Genomic DNA, 13,242 nt, shown 5'->3' with positions numbered 1-13,242 from the left:
CATGGCCACCCCCGTTCGCATGAAGGACAAGTACAACCGGGAGGTCGTCCCGCGCCTGCAGGAGCAGTTCAACTACACCAACCTCATGCAGGTGCCCAAGATCTCCAAAATCGTGATCAACCGCGGCCTCGGTGAGGCTTCGCAGAACGCCAAGGCCCTCGATGGGTCGATTGCCGAAGTGGCCCGTATTGCCGGTCAGAAGCCCGTGGTCACCCGCGCCAAAAAGGCGATCGCCGGCTTCAAGCTGCGCGCCGGGGTGCCGGTGGGCGTCACGGTGACCCTCAGGGCCCGGCGGATGTACGAGTTTCTCGACCGGCTGGTCTCGGTGGCCCTGCCGCGCATCCGCGACTTTCGCGGCGTCAGCCCCAAAGCCTTCGACGGCCGCGGCAACTACACCCTCGGCCTGCGCGAGCAACTGATTTTCCCTGAGATCGAGTACGACTCGGTCGACAAAATCCGCGGTATGGACATTACTATCTGCACCACGGCCAAAACCGACGAGGAGGGCCGCGCCCTGCTCGCCGCCCTCGGAATGCCCTTCAGGAAATAACAACATGGCAAAAGTATCGATGGTCGAGCGTGAGAAGAAGCGCCAGAAACTGGTCTTAAAGGGCAAGCTCTCCGACACCCGGCTGCACAACCGCTGCTGGCGGTGCGGGCGCCCCCGCGGTTACATCCGCGACTTTGGCCTGTGCCGCATCTGTTTTCGGGAGATGGCCCACCAGGGTCTGTTGCCCGGCGTCGTCAAAGCAAGCTGGTAGGAGAAGACCATGGCGGTAAATGACACCCTTGCCGATATGCTCACCCGCATCCGCAACGCGAGTATCGTCAAACACGATATCGTCCCAGTGCCTTCGACGCGCATGACGCGCTCGGTGGCGGAGGTGCTGAAGATGGAAGGGTTGATACTCGAATACCAGGACCAGGGCGAAGGCAAAGATCGCCAGCTCCTGCTCACCCTCAAGTACGCCGGTCGTCAACGTCGCCCGCTGATCACCAACCTCAAGCGCGTCTCGCGCCCGGGGCTGAGGGTCTACGCCAACCGCAAGGAGTTGCCCCGTGTGCTGGGCGGCATCGGCATCGCCATCATCTCCACCTCCCAGGGGGTGATGACCGACCGCGACGCCCGGCGGGCGGGTGTGGGCGGTGAAGTCCTCTGCTACGTCTTTTAGGAGCGCGCCATGTCCCGTATCGGCAAACTTCCGATCGCAATCCCGCCCAAGGTCGAAGTCACCCTGGATGGCCGGCGCGTCGTCGTCAAAGGCCCCAAGGGTACCCTCGATCTCACCCTGCCCGACTCGGTCGAGGTGGTACGCGAGGACGGCAGGCTTTTGGTGACCCGCCGCGGCGAGAGCCGCCGCGCCCGCGAGCAGCACGGTCTTGGCCGCACGCTGGTGGCCAACATGGTCACTGGGGTGACCACCGGCTTCACCAAGCCCATGCAAATCGCCGGGGTCGGTTACCGCGTCGCCCTCACCGGCCGCAAACTGACGATCAACGCCGGTTTCAGTCACCCGATCGAAATCGAGTTGCCGGCAGGCATCGACATCGAAGTCGACCCGAAGGCGTCGGCGATTGCCGGCACCCGTAACCAGCAGGGCTTCAACTTTGTCATCAAAGGCTTCGACAAGCAGGCGGTAGGCGACCTGGCGGCCAAGATCCGCGACATTCGTCCGCCCGAGCCTTACAAGGGCAAGGGCATCCGTTACACCGCCGAGAAAATCTTGCTCAAGGCCGGCAAATCCGGCAAGAAGTAGTCCACCGCATCTAGAGACGGCACATGAAAGTCGATCGCAAAACAGCCACCCACCGCCGCCACCAGCGCATCCGCCGCAAGATCGCGGGCACGCCCGAGCAGCCGCGTCTGGCGGTTTATCGCTCCAACCGGCACATCTACGCTCAGGTGATCGACGATGTTCACCAGCGGACGCTCGTGGCGGCTTCGACCCTGGAAGCGCCTTTGCGCTCCGGCGAGGAGGGCACCGCCACCTGTGAGGCGGCCACGGCGGTCGGCCGGCTGGTGGCCGAGCGCGCCAAAGAAAAAGGGATCACCGCCGTGGTCTTCGACCGGGGCGGCAAGTTGTACCACGGCCGGGTCAAAGCGGTGGCCGATGCAGCCCGCGAAGCCGGACTCGATTTTTAAGTACTTAAGGAGAGCAGTTATGCCCCCACAGCAACAAAGAGGCAGAGGTCGCGGCCGTGGACCCGGCGGTCCCGGCGGTCCCGGCGGTCCCGGCCCCGAGCAAGCACCCGAAGATCCCGATCGCGAGTCCGGGGGTGAACGGCGCCGCGGCCGGGGCCGCGGTGCCGGTCGCGGCGGCGGCGACAAAGCCGAGCGGGCCCAGGCTGAAACCGAATTTCAAGAGCGCGTCGTCCAGATTCGCCGCGTCACCAAGGTCGTCAAGGGCGGCAAAAAACTCAGCTTCAGAGCGGTGATCGTTGTGGGCGACGGCAACGGCCGGGTCGGCGTCGGCGTGGGCAAAGCCAACGACGTCATCGGCGCGGTCAAGAAGGGCGTCTCCGATGCGCGCAAGGCGCTCATCCGGGTTCCCCTCAACAAGATCAACTCGATTCCCCACCCCATGAGCGGCAGCTCAGGGGCGGCCAACGTCTTTCTCAAACCGGCCTCGGGCGGTACTGGCGTCATCGCGGGCGGTGCGGTGCGCACGGTACTGGAATTGGCCGGGATCAAAAACGTCCTGGCCAAATCCCTGGGCTCCAAGTCGCCCCTCAACAATGCCCGGGCCGCTGCCGACGCCCTGTCGCGCCTGCGTACCCTCTCAGAAGTCGCCGGCGAGCGCGGCGTGCCCGTCTCGAATCTGTGGAGTCGATAAGCGATGAAAAGCCTCCGTCTTGAGGACGCCGTTCCCCAGTCCGGCTCGCGCCACCGCAAGCTGCGCGTCGGCCGGGGCCATTCCGCCGGTCAGGGCAAGACCAGCGGCCGGGGCATGCGCGGTCAGAAGTGCCGCTCCGGGGGCGGTGTGCGCCCCGGCTTCGAGGGCGGCCAGATCCCGCTCTACATGCGCTTGCCCAAGCTCAAGGGCTTCGAGTTGGTCAATCCCAGTTCCTACACGATCGTCAATCTCAAGCAACTGCGCGATCTGCCCGCCGATAGTGAAGTGAACATCGAAACGCTGCTCGATGCCGGCATTTTGACGGCTACCAGCGGCCCCTTGCGGGTACTGGGCGACGGCGAAGCGCACGTGGCGCTCCAGATCACGGCCGCTTACTTCACGGCCTCGGCCAGAGAAAAGATCGAAGCGGCCGGGGGTACCTGCACGGTCGAAGCGTAACTGCTTCGCTTTGCGATCCGAAGGCGAATCCCCGTTGCCTCCCCAGTGACGGGGATCATTTTAAGTTCACATCTCACTCAATTCGACGAGATTGCCGTCGGGATCTTCGGTAAACAGTGCCGTCCGGCCCGAAGCACTCATCTGGAGTGCGTAGCCGTGTCGCAGCAGTTGGTCTTTGGCAGCTTGCACATCGGCAACCGCAAAGGCAATGTGGCGGTTGCGCCCCCAGCGCTCGTGGTCGACGCGGTCGTCCACACGCTGCGTGGCGGTAATCAGGTGAATCTGGTAGTCGGCCACCTGGTACCAGGCTCCGGCAAAGTGCGATGGGCGCTCGACTTTGGCAAGACCCAGAACGCTTCCGTAGAAATATTCGGCGCGCTCCAGGTCGCTGACCAGGAGCGCTGTGTGCAAAGCCCGAACGATCTGCACGGCAAATCTTCCAATGCTAGTTTCATTATGCAAGCGCGAGTTCAGGGTCGCGGTGGGTTGGGTCGTGGGGGCATCGGGGCGATCCCTGGCCGCGGGGGGTCCGGTTCCTCCTCGGCGATTTCGGAGGCTTTGCCCACCTGGGAAGTGTCGGTGAGCTGACCCTGCTCGATATCCGAGGGTTGCAGGGTGCCTGCGGGCTGCACGCCGGTGCGTTGTGCGGTACCGGCAGACCCGGGCAGACCCGGCGCTCCCGGTGTGCCGGTTCGCCCTTTCTGTGTGGTAGTGGCCGACGGCGGGGGTGGCGGGGGCGGCTCGGGAAAACTGATCTCAACGATGCCGGGTTTTTTGCCCGCGCGCACCAGAAACGGCGTCTTCAGGTTTTCGAAAATGACCCGCACCCCCACAGGGTTCTGCTCCAGCGTCAGATTCGCCAAAGGCGCAAGCGACAATAGTGCCGGGGCATTGCCCAATTCGGCGCGGGGCAAAAACAGCACCAACGAAGAGGCCGATTTCTCGAGTACCTCGAAGGGCAGTGGCCCCTGGGCACTGATGCGGATCATTTTTTCTTTCTCGCCCTCCACCGGCTCAATCTGGGCCAGGGGGGCCGCCGCTGCCGGGAGCACCAGGGCCGCCAGCGCAAGCCCAAAGGCCGCGATGCGTTTCATTGGGCAAGCAGGGTCTGCTTTTTGCTGCCCTGGGTGAGTCGCACCCGCTCCCGCGTAATCTCGACAACCCGCCAACCCGCCACCGTATCGCCCACGGTCACCTCGTGGTAACTGGGCTCGCTCCCTTCGCCAGTGACCTGTATGAGGGCCGCCCGGCTGCTTGTCGAGACAGCGAGGCTCACCAAATTCAGCACCGGCGGGGCCGGAGGCAGCGGGGGCGGGGTGCGGATCACCGCGGCAGGCGGCAAATTCTCGGGCGGTCTTGGGGGAGCCGCTTCAGGCAGGGCACTGCCAAAGGGATTCGTCCGACCGCCGTCTTTGAGGGTCTTTTCGACCAGAGGCCGCGTCGCAGACGGTTCGATGAGCACAGCCACCGGGGGCTTCTGTTCGGCTCCGGTCCGGGACGGAGCGCTCGCCGGGGGCGTTTTTGGCGCGGGGCCGGATGGCACCGTGGGCTCCTCGGACGGGCCCGGGCGCACCCACCAGACCGCCAGTGCCCCCACCAGGATGGCACCGAAGAGCACCCCGGCCAGGGGCAGCCAGTTGGGCCTATCCGGCTCGCTGTAACTCACACTCGCAGACCGGCTCAAGGCTACAGGCACGTTGGCGGCAATCTGTTCGAGCAGACGTTCTTCGTCCGGGGAACGCGCCGCCGCAACCTCCTCCTCAAAGGTGGTCAGCGCCTCCGCCGAAGCCGCCGGTTTAAGCCAGGGGTAGCTCTCGGACGAATCTTCGACGGAGCCAATGTCCGCCTCTGAAGAAGAACTGACTGGTTTTTCCCAGGGATACATCACAAGCTGTCGCGCTGCCACCACCTTACCAAAATATTGCCGCGGGCAAGCTCGGCCACCGCCGGGAGTGTGTGGCACCTGGACAAAAATCAATACCGGAAAAATTTGACCGAACCCTTGACCACACGTGGGAAATTTGTCACAATCCGGACATCGCATCCCAGACAGGGTAAATTCCTCAGGAGTAGACATGGCGCCTATCCTTCCGCTGCCCCCCGAGCCCCCCCAGGTGGCGAGCATTCAGACGCCGCCGCCCGCTGCGACTGCCTCGCGATTTAAAGATCTCAATCCCGCCCAGGCGCGGTGGCTGGAGGTGCTCGAAAAGCATGGCATCTTCAAGACCAATCCGGCAAGCCAGTATTTTGGGCCGGAGCAGGCGGTGCGCCGCGAAGAGTTGCTGATGAGCGAGGCGCGGATCATCGAGTTGATGGTCCGCCGCGACCAGGAGCAGCAGGCGATTATCGACCGCCTCAAGGGCGAGTTGGCCCAATTGCGCTCGGTGCGCCACTCTGCGGCTCAGGCACCCCCGGAGACTTCGACACCCACGGTATTGCCCGGTGGGCTGGTCGCGGAGCAGCCCGCGACCATCGAAGTGCCGCGGGTCAACGTCGATCCTGCGGTGGCCCCGCTCGCGGTGCGCGCCGATACACTCGTCACAGTTGCCCGACCCGGGCTCGCCATGGATGCGACAGCACCTACCGCCGTAGTCCCGGCTTTACCCTTGCGTCCGGCCAGCGAACCATTGAGCATCGAGCCGCGCCTGGGTGCCGGCACCGATCTCGACGCCATCGTCCGCCACCGCGGCAAGCTGCGCCAGTTTCCAAGGCTGCATCGCTTCTTAGAAAAAGCCGCCCACCTCGATCCCAAAAGCGCCGGCTTCGAGGCTTATGTCAGCACGTATCTGACCAGTGCGGGCATGACTGCGGGCATGCTCGCGGAGGCCGCCCGTCAGGCGGCCTGGTACGACGTCCAAACTTCGGTGTAAGGCCATGACCAAGGTGGGGCGCTTGATCATCCGGACAACGGAGGGATGGTTTATCGTCGCGGGCGACTTGCAGGGCGAACAACCGCCCCACGTCGAATTGCATCCGGAACGGCCGCCCATCCATCTGCAGGATGTGGTCGTGGGAGCACGGGTGGCGGGTGGTCGCAGCTACGCGGACGATACGCTTTTGATGCATATTTTTCGTCTCTGGCGCACCCGCTGGCTCGAACGCGGCGACTTGCTCGTGATCCGGGCGGAGGAACTGGCCCTCATCAGTAATCAGAGCGCCATCCCCGGTGAGCCGGAGGTGCGACTGCTGACGCTGGTGCACCCCGATGTCGATCCTCAAAATATGGCCAGGGTGCGCAACTGCATCGAGCGGCTGCAACGCTCCAGACGCACCTTCGGATTGGGCCTCGCCCGCTACCGCCACGACTACCTGCAGTCGCTGGGGGTCGAGCCGCTTCCGTTATCAGGCCGCTATCGGGCGGAGGAACCCGGCTCGCTCTGGCACCACATTTTGCTCAATTATCCAGAAGCCGTTCTTTGCTGCGAGCCCCATGGCCACCGGTGCACCCCGGGACGGGCCTGCCCCAGTAGCCGCCGTCCCGATGCTCACCAGATGACAGGTTAATCACCATGACATTTTTGCGCGAACAGTGGAAAAAACGGTTTGATTCGGCTTCACAGGCGGGTTTTATCCCAGAGTCATCGGAGCCGAGTATTGCCCCCTTGCTGAGTGGGCGCGACGCTGCGGCGAGCGAACCGCTCGTACCGGACCCGGAGTGGGACGGCATCGAGCCGGTGCACCGCCGGCAGTGGCAAAGACCGGTGCTGTTCGTGCTCGCGGGTATGCTGCTCCTGGCGGGCGGGGGGTACGCCCTTGCTCAAGACTGGTGGCTGGTCCGCCAACGGCACACCCTCGACCGACAAATCGAGCGCACCGCAAACTCCGTGCAAAGCGAAGCCGCCCGCAAAGGTGCTGAGGTGCAGACCAGTATCGAACAACTGCTTGAACAGGATGGCCCTCCCCGGCCGGTCCTGACCCTGCCGCCCCCGCCGCCGCCCCCGGCAGCCCCCCCGCGTTTTGCCCAGATGCTGCCGCCGCCGGTGCGTCAACTGCCCCCTTTGCCGCCCCTTGCCGCGCCTCCCTCCCTGAATCGTGTTACGCCCTTGCCGCCGCCGGTGCGCCCTGCCCAGGAGGCCAGCCAGACAAAAATTGCCCTGATTGGCGGCAACGAGCGGGTGGTACTGCTTGAGGTCGAAGGCGAACGGGTGCAACTCGCTCCCGGCCAGAGCGGCCCACGCTCCGTCACCGTAGTCTCGGCGCACACCAGCCCGGGCCGCTATCGCGTGCGAGTGCGCCAGGCGGACGGCCGGGCGGTGGAACTCAGTCTGGTGAGCGGCGCGGCAACCACCGGCAGCCCCCCGGAAGCACTCGCCCGGCTCGAATCGTCTGTGCCACCGCCCGTCCCCAGCCCAGAGCAAATCACACCCCTTTATTAACCCCACCCCATGCACATCCGCACCTTACCTCTGGTCACCGGGGCACTGGCGGCTTTGCTCACAGGCGGTCCGGCCTGCGCCCAGAGCAGCACCTTCAACCTCTCAGCCCAAAGCAATGTCTCCGCCCGGGACTTCATCCAGAATCTGGCCTCCCAGGCGGGCCTGACGGTAGTGTTTATCGAACGGGGCCAGGGGCGAGCCGCCACGGGAACGGAGGCGCCCAATGAACAATCCCGGCCCGAAGGGGACGTTTACTCCGGCAATAATGTCGTCAACACCACCTCCAATACCCCCGGCCTTGCCAACCCCAACCCCCGCGGCAAACGCATCGACATCCCGCTGCCGTCGCAGTTTAATCTCAGCTTAGTAAACCTGCCAATGGTGTAAAACAGTCATGAAGCACAAGGATATCTGGGCGCTTGCCCTTTCGCCCATTCCGGCAACGCTCGGGGTACTCCTGCTCTGGGGGCTGGTGCAGGTCGGGTTGCTGCGCTGAGGGGATTATTCTGAGGGCATGTTCTGGACCACTGCATCGCTGATCATCTCGGCCGTGGTCATCGCGGCAGCCTGGCGGCGCTACTCGGGCGCTCCCGCTTTGATCTGGGGGATGATTGTCGGGCTGGGTACGGCCCTCGCTCTGGGTATGCTGCTGCCGGGCATGATCACCGGCCTGATCGTCTCGACAACCGTCGCACTGCTGGGCGGGTACGTGCTGGCGGAATGGTTTGGGCTGTTCGGACCGGAAGTGCTGGAGGCGATTCAACCGGCGATGTGCGGTGCCCTCATCGGGTTGGGGGTGGCCGCGCTGAGTGGAATGATCGGTATGCCCTAGATCTCGATTACCGCAAAACTTCTGGGTGTTTATGGGGTGCGCATTTGAAACCCTGTTTTGGATGAGTGACTTGCACCTTCAATATGAACTTCTCTCTTGGGTGTAGAACTTCGAGCCGTGATCGGTAGTATCTTAGTAAGACGTCATATGTCATATGAGGCCATCCCGCCTTGCCCGGTGGAGATGCTACCCGTTGGCAATGCGGCTGAGAGGCACGAACACGGAGTTACACCTATGTCTCATGTATACGGCGGATTCAGAGGTTCCCGCCCTGGCACACTAAACGATGCGGGTGAGCGGGTTAATGACGCGTGCGAGCCATGCTCTGAGAAGCGAGCAATCGCCTACAGTATGGATGCGCTTTTGCCTGGGCTGTATGTCTGGGCTGGTCCTTTTCATGTCCGCATTGGTGGATCGATAGCGGAACCGAATTATCCGGGCACAGTGAAAAGCTGGTTCGGCGCAGGAATTGTTTTGCCGGGTTACAGGATCTTTACAACGTATCGGGGCGACTTTGACGCCTAGGAAGAAAAGAAGACATTTCTTTGGCACGAAGGCTTGAGTCGTGCACCCATTATGATTGAGTACATGACTCTTGATAAGCATCGTCTTGACGGTCTTCCCCCGTTCAATACCAAAGTTATGTCAGCAACGCAATTTGAGGGGCTGTTGTTACAGGTTGGTTATATCAAGACCAGTGCAATGCCAGCCCAGGGAGGGCGGCGCATGGTTTCTTGGATACACCTGCAGCACAGGAAGGTGGCCGCAATTTACAGCCAAGACATGAAGACAGTTGTCACTGCATACCATCTCTAGGGCAGCACCTATGTCCTGACACAACTTCGCCTCTAACGTCCTTCCCCAGAAACTGTGTTGCAACATAAGTCAGCATTTTTCTTGGCATCTGCTCACCAGTCGCCTTATCATAGGCTTGCGGAGAGGTTAACAGACACAGCTCAGATCATCGCCGTGGGCCTGTTTCTGGCGGTCCTGCTGCCTGCTGCATTCCTAATCGACGGCTACCGGCGCTTCGCCCCCGATCTTTTCGACGCACGCCGTCAGGCTGCGCTGAGCGCGATGCTTTGGCTGGTGCTGCTGGCGGGGATGCTCGTGTGGATCATGCTATGGCTGGAAGCGGTGTTTGGCCTGCCCTAGATCTCGATCACCGGCAGATAGCACCTCCGCCGCTCCTAGGAAGCCGCTCGGGGAGGGTGAAGCTTTTGATGCCGCTCGCCCCGCTCCTGCGTCTGCACGGCCCCGGCCCGGTTGAATAGGGGCTCTACCCACGGCATAAGTTCACCGGGCGGGTGAGGGAACGGCCCCGGCTCGGGCGACGGGAATAGCTGTAGCTGCATCAAGTGTGCTTTTTATTAACTGGGTAGACTTTGTGATCTGGATCCCACCAGAGCACTGTCATGATGCCCTGGTCCACAATGCCCCAAACTCTCTGCTTGCCACCAAGCCTGAGAGACATCAACTGGTCGATATCGCCTTGTTTTATTTCTTCGAGGCGCTGCCGTGCTTCGAGACAAAGCCGATCAACTCCAATGAAGTGATTTTTCGTGCTTGCATCGCAAAGGATTTCTTTCCAGGTCATGCTTTCGAAAGATGCCAACTTGCTTCTAATAGAAGCAAGAGTAGCACCATCGACCTTATGCCAACCAAAGGGCTCAACCATCTCTAACTTCGAAAGTCGCCATGCCGGAGAGAGTGTGTAAAACTCATCTGGGTCGTTACCGAAGCGCGGCGTCTTAGCCGAGGAAGGCTTCTCAGTAATTTTGGGATCCTTAGTTTTTTTATTCTTTCCTTGGCTCACAGACGTTTTACAAGCTGCCGTAGTACTCTGCCATGGATGCCTGTGTGATCTCTTGTTTGCAGGGAACACCAGTTGGAATGCCCAAGCGGGCATCGCGCCAAGGAGCCTCCTTGTGGGTCAAGTCACTGAGCCATTGGGAGGACTTGTCCCCGTAGACTTTGAGAACGGCATCAATTGTTTCGATGGCGTCAGAGCCTAAGTTACCAGGATTGCCTGCCAACCACTCGGTCACCAGGTACTGCCCCCTGTGCTGCTCGTAGATGGCGGGTATCACAGGTCCGTTGGCCCACGCCTCAATACGCTCATCAAACAGAGGATGATCATCCCACACAAGAGACCAAGCTTGGGAGTAGTATAGAAGCTTTTGCAACTTCATAGCTGTTATTGCGCCAAGCTTGTTCAAAATATATGCAGCGGCGTCATCAGCTGTACCCATCTTTCTCACTCTTTGCTAAGGGCAACTTGGGAGACCATTGTAACCCCATGTGACTACGCCTGTCCATATCTTTGTGAACATCTAGTTCATTATAGAAATATGTAAAGCGCTTTTTGGGTCAAGTTTGCCACCGCCTCTTAGGGGCAGCCTAGTGCGGTGATTGACTGCTCCCCTGACACACAAGTATTTCAATCACAGGCAGCAAGACACAGGCACAGAGGGCACAGCAATTAGTTATCAAATTCGATAAGTAATTACTAATTTGGCTTTCTAAGGTGTTCGCGCTAGCCTTGGGAGGCAAACCCAACCCATTGGAGACAGACATGCAATGCCCCCGGTCTGATGTTGTGGATTATCTGTGCGAGTACGAAATAGGCACCTTGCAGGACATTGCTGCCGGTATCCGCCTGAGCGAACTGGCTACGGCGCGGGTGCTCCATGCTTTGGTGATGGACGGCGTAGTCAGACGCGGACGTGAGGCTGCCGGACGGGGAGGCAAGAAGCTCTACGCTATCGTCCGCCACGACAATGCAGCGGGCATACTCGAACGGTTGGCAGTGAGCGGGGAATACAGTTTCTCGCAGATATGCGACGCCCGCAGCTTCGATCGTGCGGATGGACTCGGCCCCGACATCGATCGTTGTCTGGCCGTGCTTAACAGACTGGTGGCAGATGGCCGTATTGTCGTGATCGAGAAGCCCTTGAAGGTTTACGCGCTGAGGCAGCCAGCCTTAGTAGGTTAGCGCTGTCCCCGGGATGTCACCGGTGACATTGGCTGAGTCGCCTGTTTGCCGCCTGGGTCTGAAAAAAATTCAGACCCTTCCACTTGTGCGGCTGCCGTCGAGTAGCGGGCTGTGCTTCTCTATGAACTTTGGTGCGACAGCCCCTTTGCTCAAGACGGAGCATTTTCTATGGCAAACAACCAGGTTTTTCCTCAGCTTACAAGCACTAAGATCGAGACAAACATGTGTGCTCTGGACATTAACTTCTAATCGATGAGAACCGATAGGGCAAGCGCATCTAATCTCCTCTTGACAAAAGTGGTTTCGCCTGAGTTGAGTGCCACGCATGGATTCAATGCCAGATCTGAGACGGGGAAGCAAGAAAAATCTTGTGCATCGTGCTTAACAATCCAGCATCCGCAACCTTAATCCAGAAGCCTTAAGCCTTCTTCTCACAGGAATTTCACGCAATTTTGAATCTGTCAAGCATTGTTAAGATGCGCTTGCCCTGTGAGAACCGACTGTGTGGTTGAGGCTTCTATGCTACAATTCGACAGAAAAAGTCAACTTAGTCATATGGAAATTTCTGTGGGAAATCAACAGGTGGATTATAGCCAAGATCCAGATCTAGTTATCGACTTTTTTTTCGAGTCAGCTTGCTCCCAGCCAATGGCGAGGAGAAGCTCGGCTGCGTCGTTGTACGATGCAGCCGAGCTTCTCTTGAAAGAAGCCGCGAATGAGCAGGTTAAAGCCAAAACCCTCTATGAGTCTATCCGTGGTTTAAGTGTAGTTCACTGTACTCCTGAGGAACAAAAGACGATAAGAAATTATCTTAGCTTCTCTTCCGTAGGCTTTTTTTTGGTCGCACTAGCTCTCGAAAACCTACTTAAAGAGCTGGTCCTACTTAAAGAGCTGGCGATGCGTAAAAAAGATAGTAATTCGGGAGGTTCGGATATAAATCACCACGACCTAAAAAAGTTGGCCAAAACCGCAAAGATGGATCTTTCGTCTGAGGAGGAAAATTTACTTAAGGATATGGAGCAGTTAACTACTTGGTACGGACGGTACCCCATTCCCAGGAAACCAGAAGATTATAAGAAGTATTTCAAGAATGGCCCACCTACCAATAGGTTTCTCAAGGAGGAGGATGTGTTTTCGTTAGAGCTTCCTTTTCCGTCTGAACTTGAACAGTTTTTTGATCGGGTTCTTAAAGAGATAGACAGAGAAGCACCCGGCGATGGCGGTCTAGACACTCAGCAGTAGGCCAGTTCTCCCAAGGGCCATACAAGCGACAATCCAAGGACGGCCGTTCATACCTCCCCCGTCTGCCAGCCGCCCCGCCGGTCAACGTCGCGGGGGTGATGTAACGCCCACGTCGCGCCAAAAAAAGAGGCCAGTGGAATCACTCCACTGGCCTCAAGACCTTGCGTTGACAGCACAAACTTTCAATCCGTCATCTCCAGCAACCGGCGCACTTCCGCTTCCAGGGCAGCCGTGTGCAAACCCTTCCGGCGGACCGCTTCGAATGCGTCGGGATACACGTCGGTGATTCGCATCTGGTGCGAGCATGCATAGTTTTCGATCATCGTGGCGATGAATCGGGCCTTCGTGAGGTCCTTCGGACGAGAAATAAAGTCTGAACTCAGAGCCAGGCGGAAGTCTATGATCCGCTCTCCACTCGCCCGCTTCGCCAGGAATTCCGGGCTGAAAGTGATAGCCTTGCGATTCCGGGGATTCGGATCGGCCGACACTCCTTTCCAACTCATG

22 protein-coding genes are annotated in these 13,242 nt (G+C 59.9%); 16 read left to right on the top strand and 6 right to left on the bottom strand.

Annotated features, from left to right (window positions below):
- Window position 1: 1 nt before the first annotated feature.
- The 7 genes from rplE to rplO are packed head-to-tail and all read left to right on the top strand — an operon-like array spanning window position 2 to window position 3,293.
- Window positions 2-550, top strand: coding sequence for a 50S ribosomal protein L5 (gene rplE, locus GLL_RS20170; RefSeq protein WP_011143903.1), 549 nt, complete (start codon window positions 2-4; stop codon window positions 548-550).
- A gap of 4 nt (window positions 551-554) precedes the next feature.
- Window positions 555-761: a type Z 30S ribosomal protein S14 gene (locus tag GLL_RS20165; protein WP_011143902.1), complete on the top strand. Its 207-nt coding sequence runs from the start codon at window positions 555-557 to the stop codon at window positions 759-761.
- Window positions 762-770: 9 nt separating this feature from the next.
- Complete coding sequence (gene rpsH / locus GLL_RS20160) at window positions 771-1,172, top strand: 30S ribosomal protein S8 (RefSeq protein WP_011143901.1); 402 nt, start codon at window positions 771-773, stop codon at window positions 1,170-1,172.
- 9 nt (window positions 1,173-1,181) lie between these two features.
- Window positions 1,182-1,757, top strand: a complete 576-nt coding sequence (gene rplF / locus GLL_RS20155) for a 50S ribosomal protein L6 (protein WP_011143900.1) — start codon at window positions 1,182-1,184, stop codon at window positions 1,755-1,757.
- Window positions 1,758-1,780: 23 nt separating this feature from the next.
- Window positions 1,781-2,143, top strand: a complete 363-nt coding sequence (gene rplR / locus GLL_RS20150; protein ID WP_011143899.1) for a 50S ribosomal protein L18 — start codon at window positions 1,781-1,783, stop codon at window positions 2,141-2,143.
- A gap of 19 nt (window positions 2,144-2,162) precedes the next feature.
- Window positions 2,163-2,834, top strand: coding sequence for a 30S ribosomal protein S5 (gene rpsE / locus GLL_RS20145; RefSeq protein ID WP_011143898.1), 672 nt, complete (start codon window positions 2,163-2,165; stop codon window positions 2,832-2,834).
- A gap of 3 nt (window positions 2,835-2,837) precedes the next feature.
- Window positions 2,838-3,293, top strand: a complete 456-nt coding sequence (rplO, locus tag GLL_RS20140; protein ID WP_011143897.1) for a 50S ribosomal protein L15 — start codon at window positions 2,838-2,840, stop codon at window positions 3,291-3,293.
- A gap of 66 nt (window positions 3,294-3,359) precedes the next feature.
- On the opposite strand, the gene GLL_RS20135 is transcribed toward rplO, so the two are convergent.
- The 3 genes from GLL_RS20135 to GLL_RS20125 are packed head-to-tail and all read right to left on the bottom strand — an operon-like array spanning window position 3,360 to window position 5,181.
- A complete protein-coding gene (locus GLL_RS20135) occupies window positions 3,360-3,722 on the bottom strand; it encodes a VOC family protein (protein WP_011143896.1) in 363 nt (120 codons plus the stop codon).
- Window positions 3,723-3,763: 41 nt separating this feature from the next.
- Window positions 3,764-4,387: a hypothetical protein gene (locus tag GLL_RS20130; protein ID WP_011143895.1), complete on the bottom strand. Its 624-nt coding sequence runs from the start codon at window positions 4,385-4,387 to the stop codon at window positions 3,764-3,766.
- Window positions 4,384-5,181, bottom strand: a complete 798-nt coding sequence (locus tag GLL_RS20125; protein WP_164929410.1) for a hypothetical protein — start codon at window positions 5,179-5,181, stop codon at window positions 4,384-4,386. Before GLL_RS20125 ends, GLL_RS20130 begins: the two co-directional genes overlap by 4 nt.
- Window positions 5,182-5,368: 187 nt before the next feature.
- Here GLL_RS20125 and GLL_RS20120 point away from each other — a divergent pair, with 187 nt between their 5' ends.
- From GLL_RS20120 to GLL_RS20095, 7 genes are all read left to right on the top strand, one after another.
- Window positions 5,369-6,163 (top strand): hypothetical protein, encoded by a 795-nt coding sequence (locus GLL_RS20120; RefSeq protein ID WP_011143893.1) that lies wholly within the window; start codon window positions 5,369-5,371, stop codon window positions 6,161-6,163.
- Between the two features lie 4 nt (window positions 6,164-6,167).
- Entirely contained in the window at window positions 6,168-6,797 is a 630-nt protein-coding gene (locus GLL_RS20115; protein WP_011143892.1) for a hypothetical protein, read from the top strand.
- A gap of 5 nt (window positions 6,798-6,802) precedes the next feature.
- Window positions 6,803-7,669 carry a hypothetical protein gene (locus GLL_RS20110; RefSeq protein ID WP_011143891.1) on the top strand — a complete coding sequence of 289 codons (867 nt, stop codon included), beginning with the start codon at window positions 6,803-6,805 and terminating at the stop codon, window positions 7,667-7,669.
- 9 nt (window positions 7,670-7,678) lie between these two features.
- Window positions 7,679-8,056: a hypothetical protein gene (locus GLL_RS20105; RefSeq protein WP_011143890.1), complete on the top strand. Its 378-nt coding sequence runs from the start codon at window positions 7,679-7,681 to the stop codon at window positions 8,054-8,056.
- 127 nt (window positions 8,057-8,183) lie between these two features.
- Window positions 8,184-8,501, top strand: a complete 318-nt coding sequence (locus GLL_RS20100; protein WP_011143889.1) for a hypothetical protein — start codon at window positions 8,184-8,186, stop codon at window positions 8,499-8,501.
- Between the two features lie 234 nt (window positions 8,502-8,735).
- Window positions 8,736-9,026, top strand: a complete 291-nt coding sequence (locus GLL_RS23830) for a hypothetical protein (protein WP_011143888.1) — start codon at window positions 8,736-8,738, stop codon at window positions 9,024-9,026.
- A gap of 444 nt (window positions 9,027-9,470) precedes the next feature.
- On the top strand, window positions 9,471-9,656 hold the full coding sequence (locus GLL_RS20095; protein ID WP_164929409.1) for a hypothetical protein: 186 nt from the start codon (window positions 9,471-9,473) through the stop codon (window positions 9,654-9,656).
- Between the two features lie 199 nt (window positions 9,657-9,855).
- Here the strand turns inward: GLL_RS20095 and GLL_RS20090 are convergent, their stop codons facing one another.
- Together GLL_RS20090 and GLL_RS20085 are read right to left on the bottom strand one after the other, a co-directional pair.
- Window positions 9,856-10,317, bottom strand: a complete 462-nt coding sequence (locus GLL_RS20090) for a hypothetical protein (protein ID WP_164929408.1) — start codon at window positions 10,315-10,317, stop codon at window positions 9,856-9,858.
- Window positions 10,318-10,324: 7 nt separating this feature from the next.
- Complete coding sequence (locus GLL_RS20085) at window positions 10,325-10,753, bottom strand: Panacea domain-containing protein (RefSeq protein WP_011143885.1); 429 nt, start codon at window positions 10,751-10,753, stop codon at window positions 10,325-10,327.
- A 323-nt stretch (window positions 10,754-11,076) separates the two neighbouring features.
- Here GLL_RS20085 and GLL_RS20080 point away from each other — a divergent pair, with 323 nt between their 5' ends.
- Both GLL_RS20080 and GLL_RS20075 read left to right on the top strand, forming a co-directional pair.
- Entirely contained in the window at window positions 11,077-11,496 is a 420-nt protein-coding gene (locus GLL_RS20080; RefSeq protein ID WP_164929407.1) for a hypothetical protein, read from the top strand.
- Between the two features lie 555 nt (window positions 11,497-12,051).
- Window positions 12,052-12,738: a hypothetical protein gene (locus GLL_RS20075; protein ID WP_164929406.1), complete on the top strand. Its 687-nt coding sequence runs from the start codon at window positions 12,052-12,054 to the stop codon at window positions 12,736-12,738.
- 182 nt (window positions 12,739-12,920) lie between these two features.
- Here GLL_RS20075 and GLL_RS20070 read toward each other — a convergent pair whose 3' ends face one another.
- Window positions 12,921-13,241: a hypothetical protein gene (locus tag GLL_RS20070; RefSeq protein WP_011143883.1), complete on the bottom strand. Its 321-nt coding sequence runs from the start codon at window positions 13,239-13,241 to the stop codon at window positions 12,921-12,923.
- Between the last annotated feature and the right edge of the window lies 1 nt (window position 13,242).

Origin of the sequence: Gloeobacter violaceus PCC 7421, assembly GCF_000011385.1 — a bacterium.
GTDB lineage: Bacteria > Cyanobacteriota > Cyanobacteriia > Gloeobacterales > Gloeobacteraceae > Gloeobacter > Gloeobacter violaceus.
The sequence above is the reverse complement of the archived record's forward strand: the minus strand, read 5'-3'. Positions and strand labels throughout refer to the sequence as shown.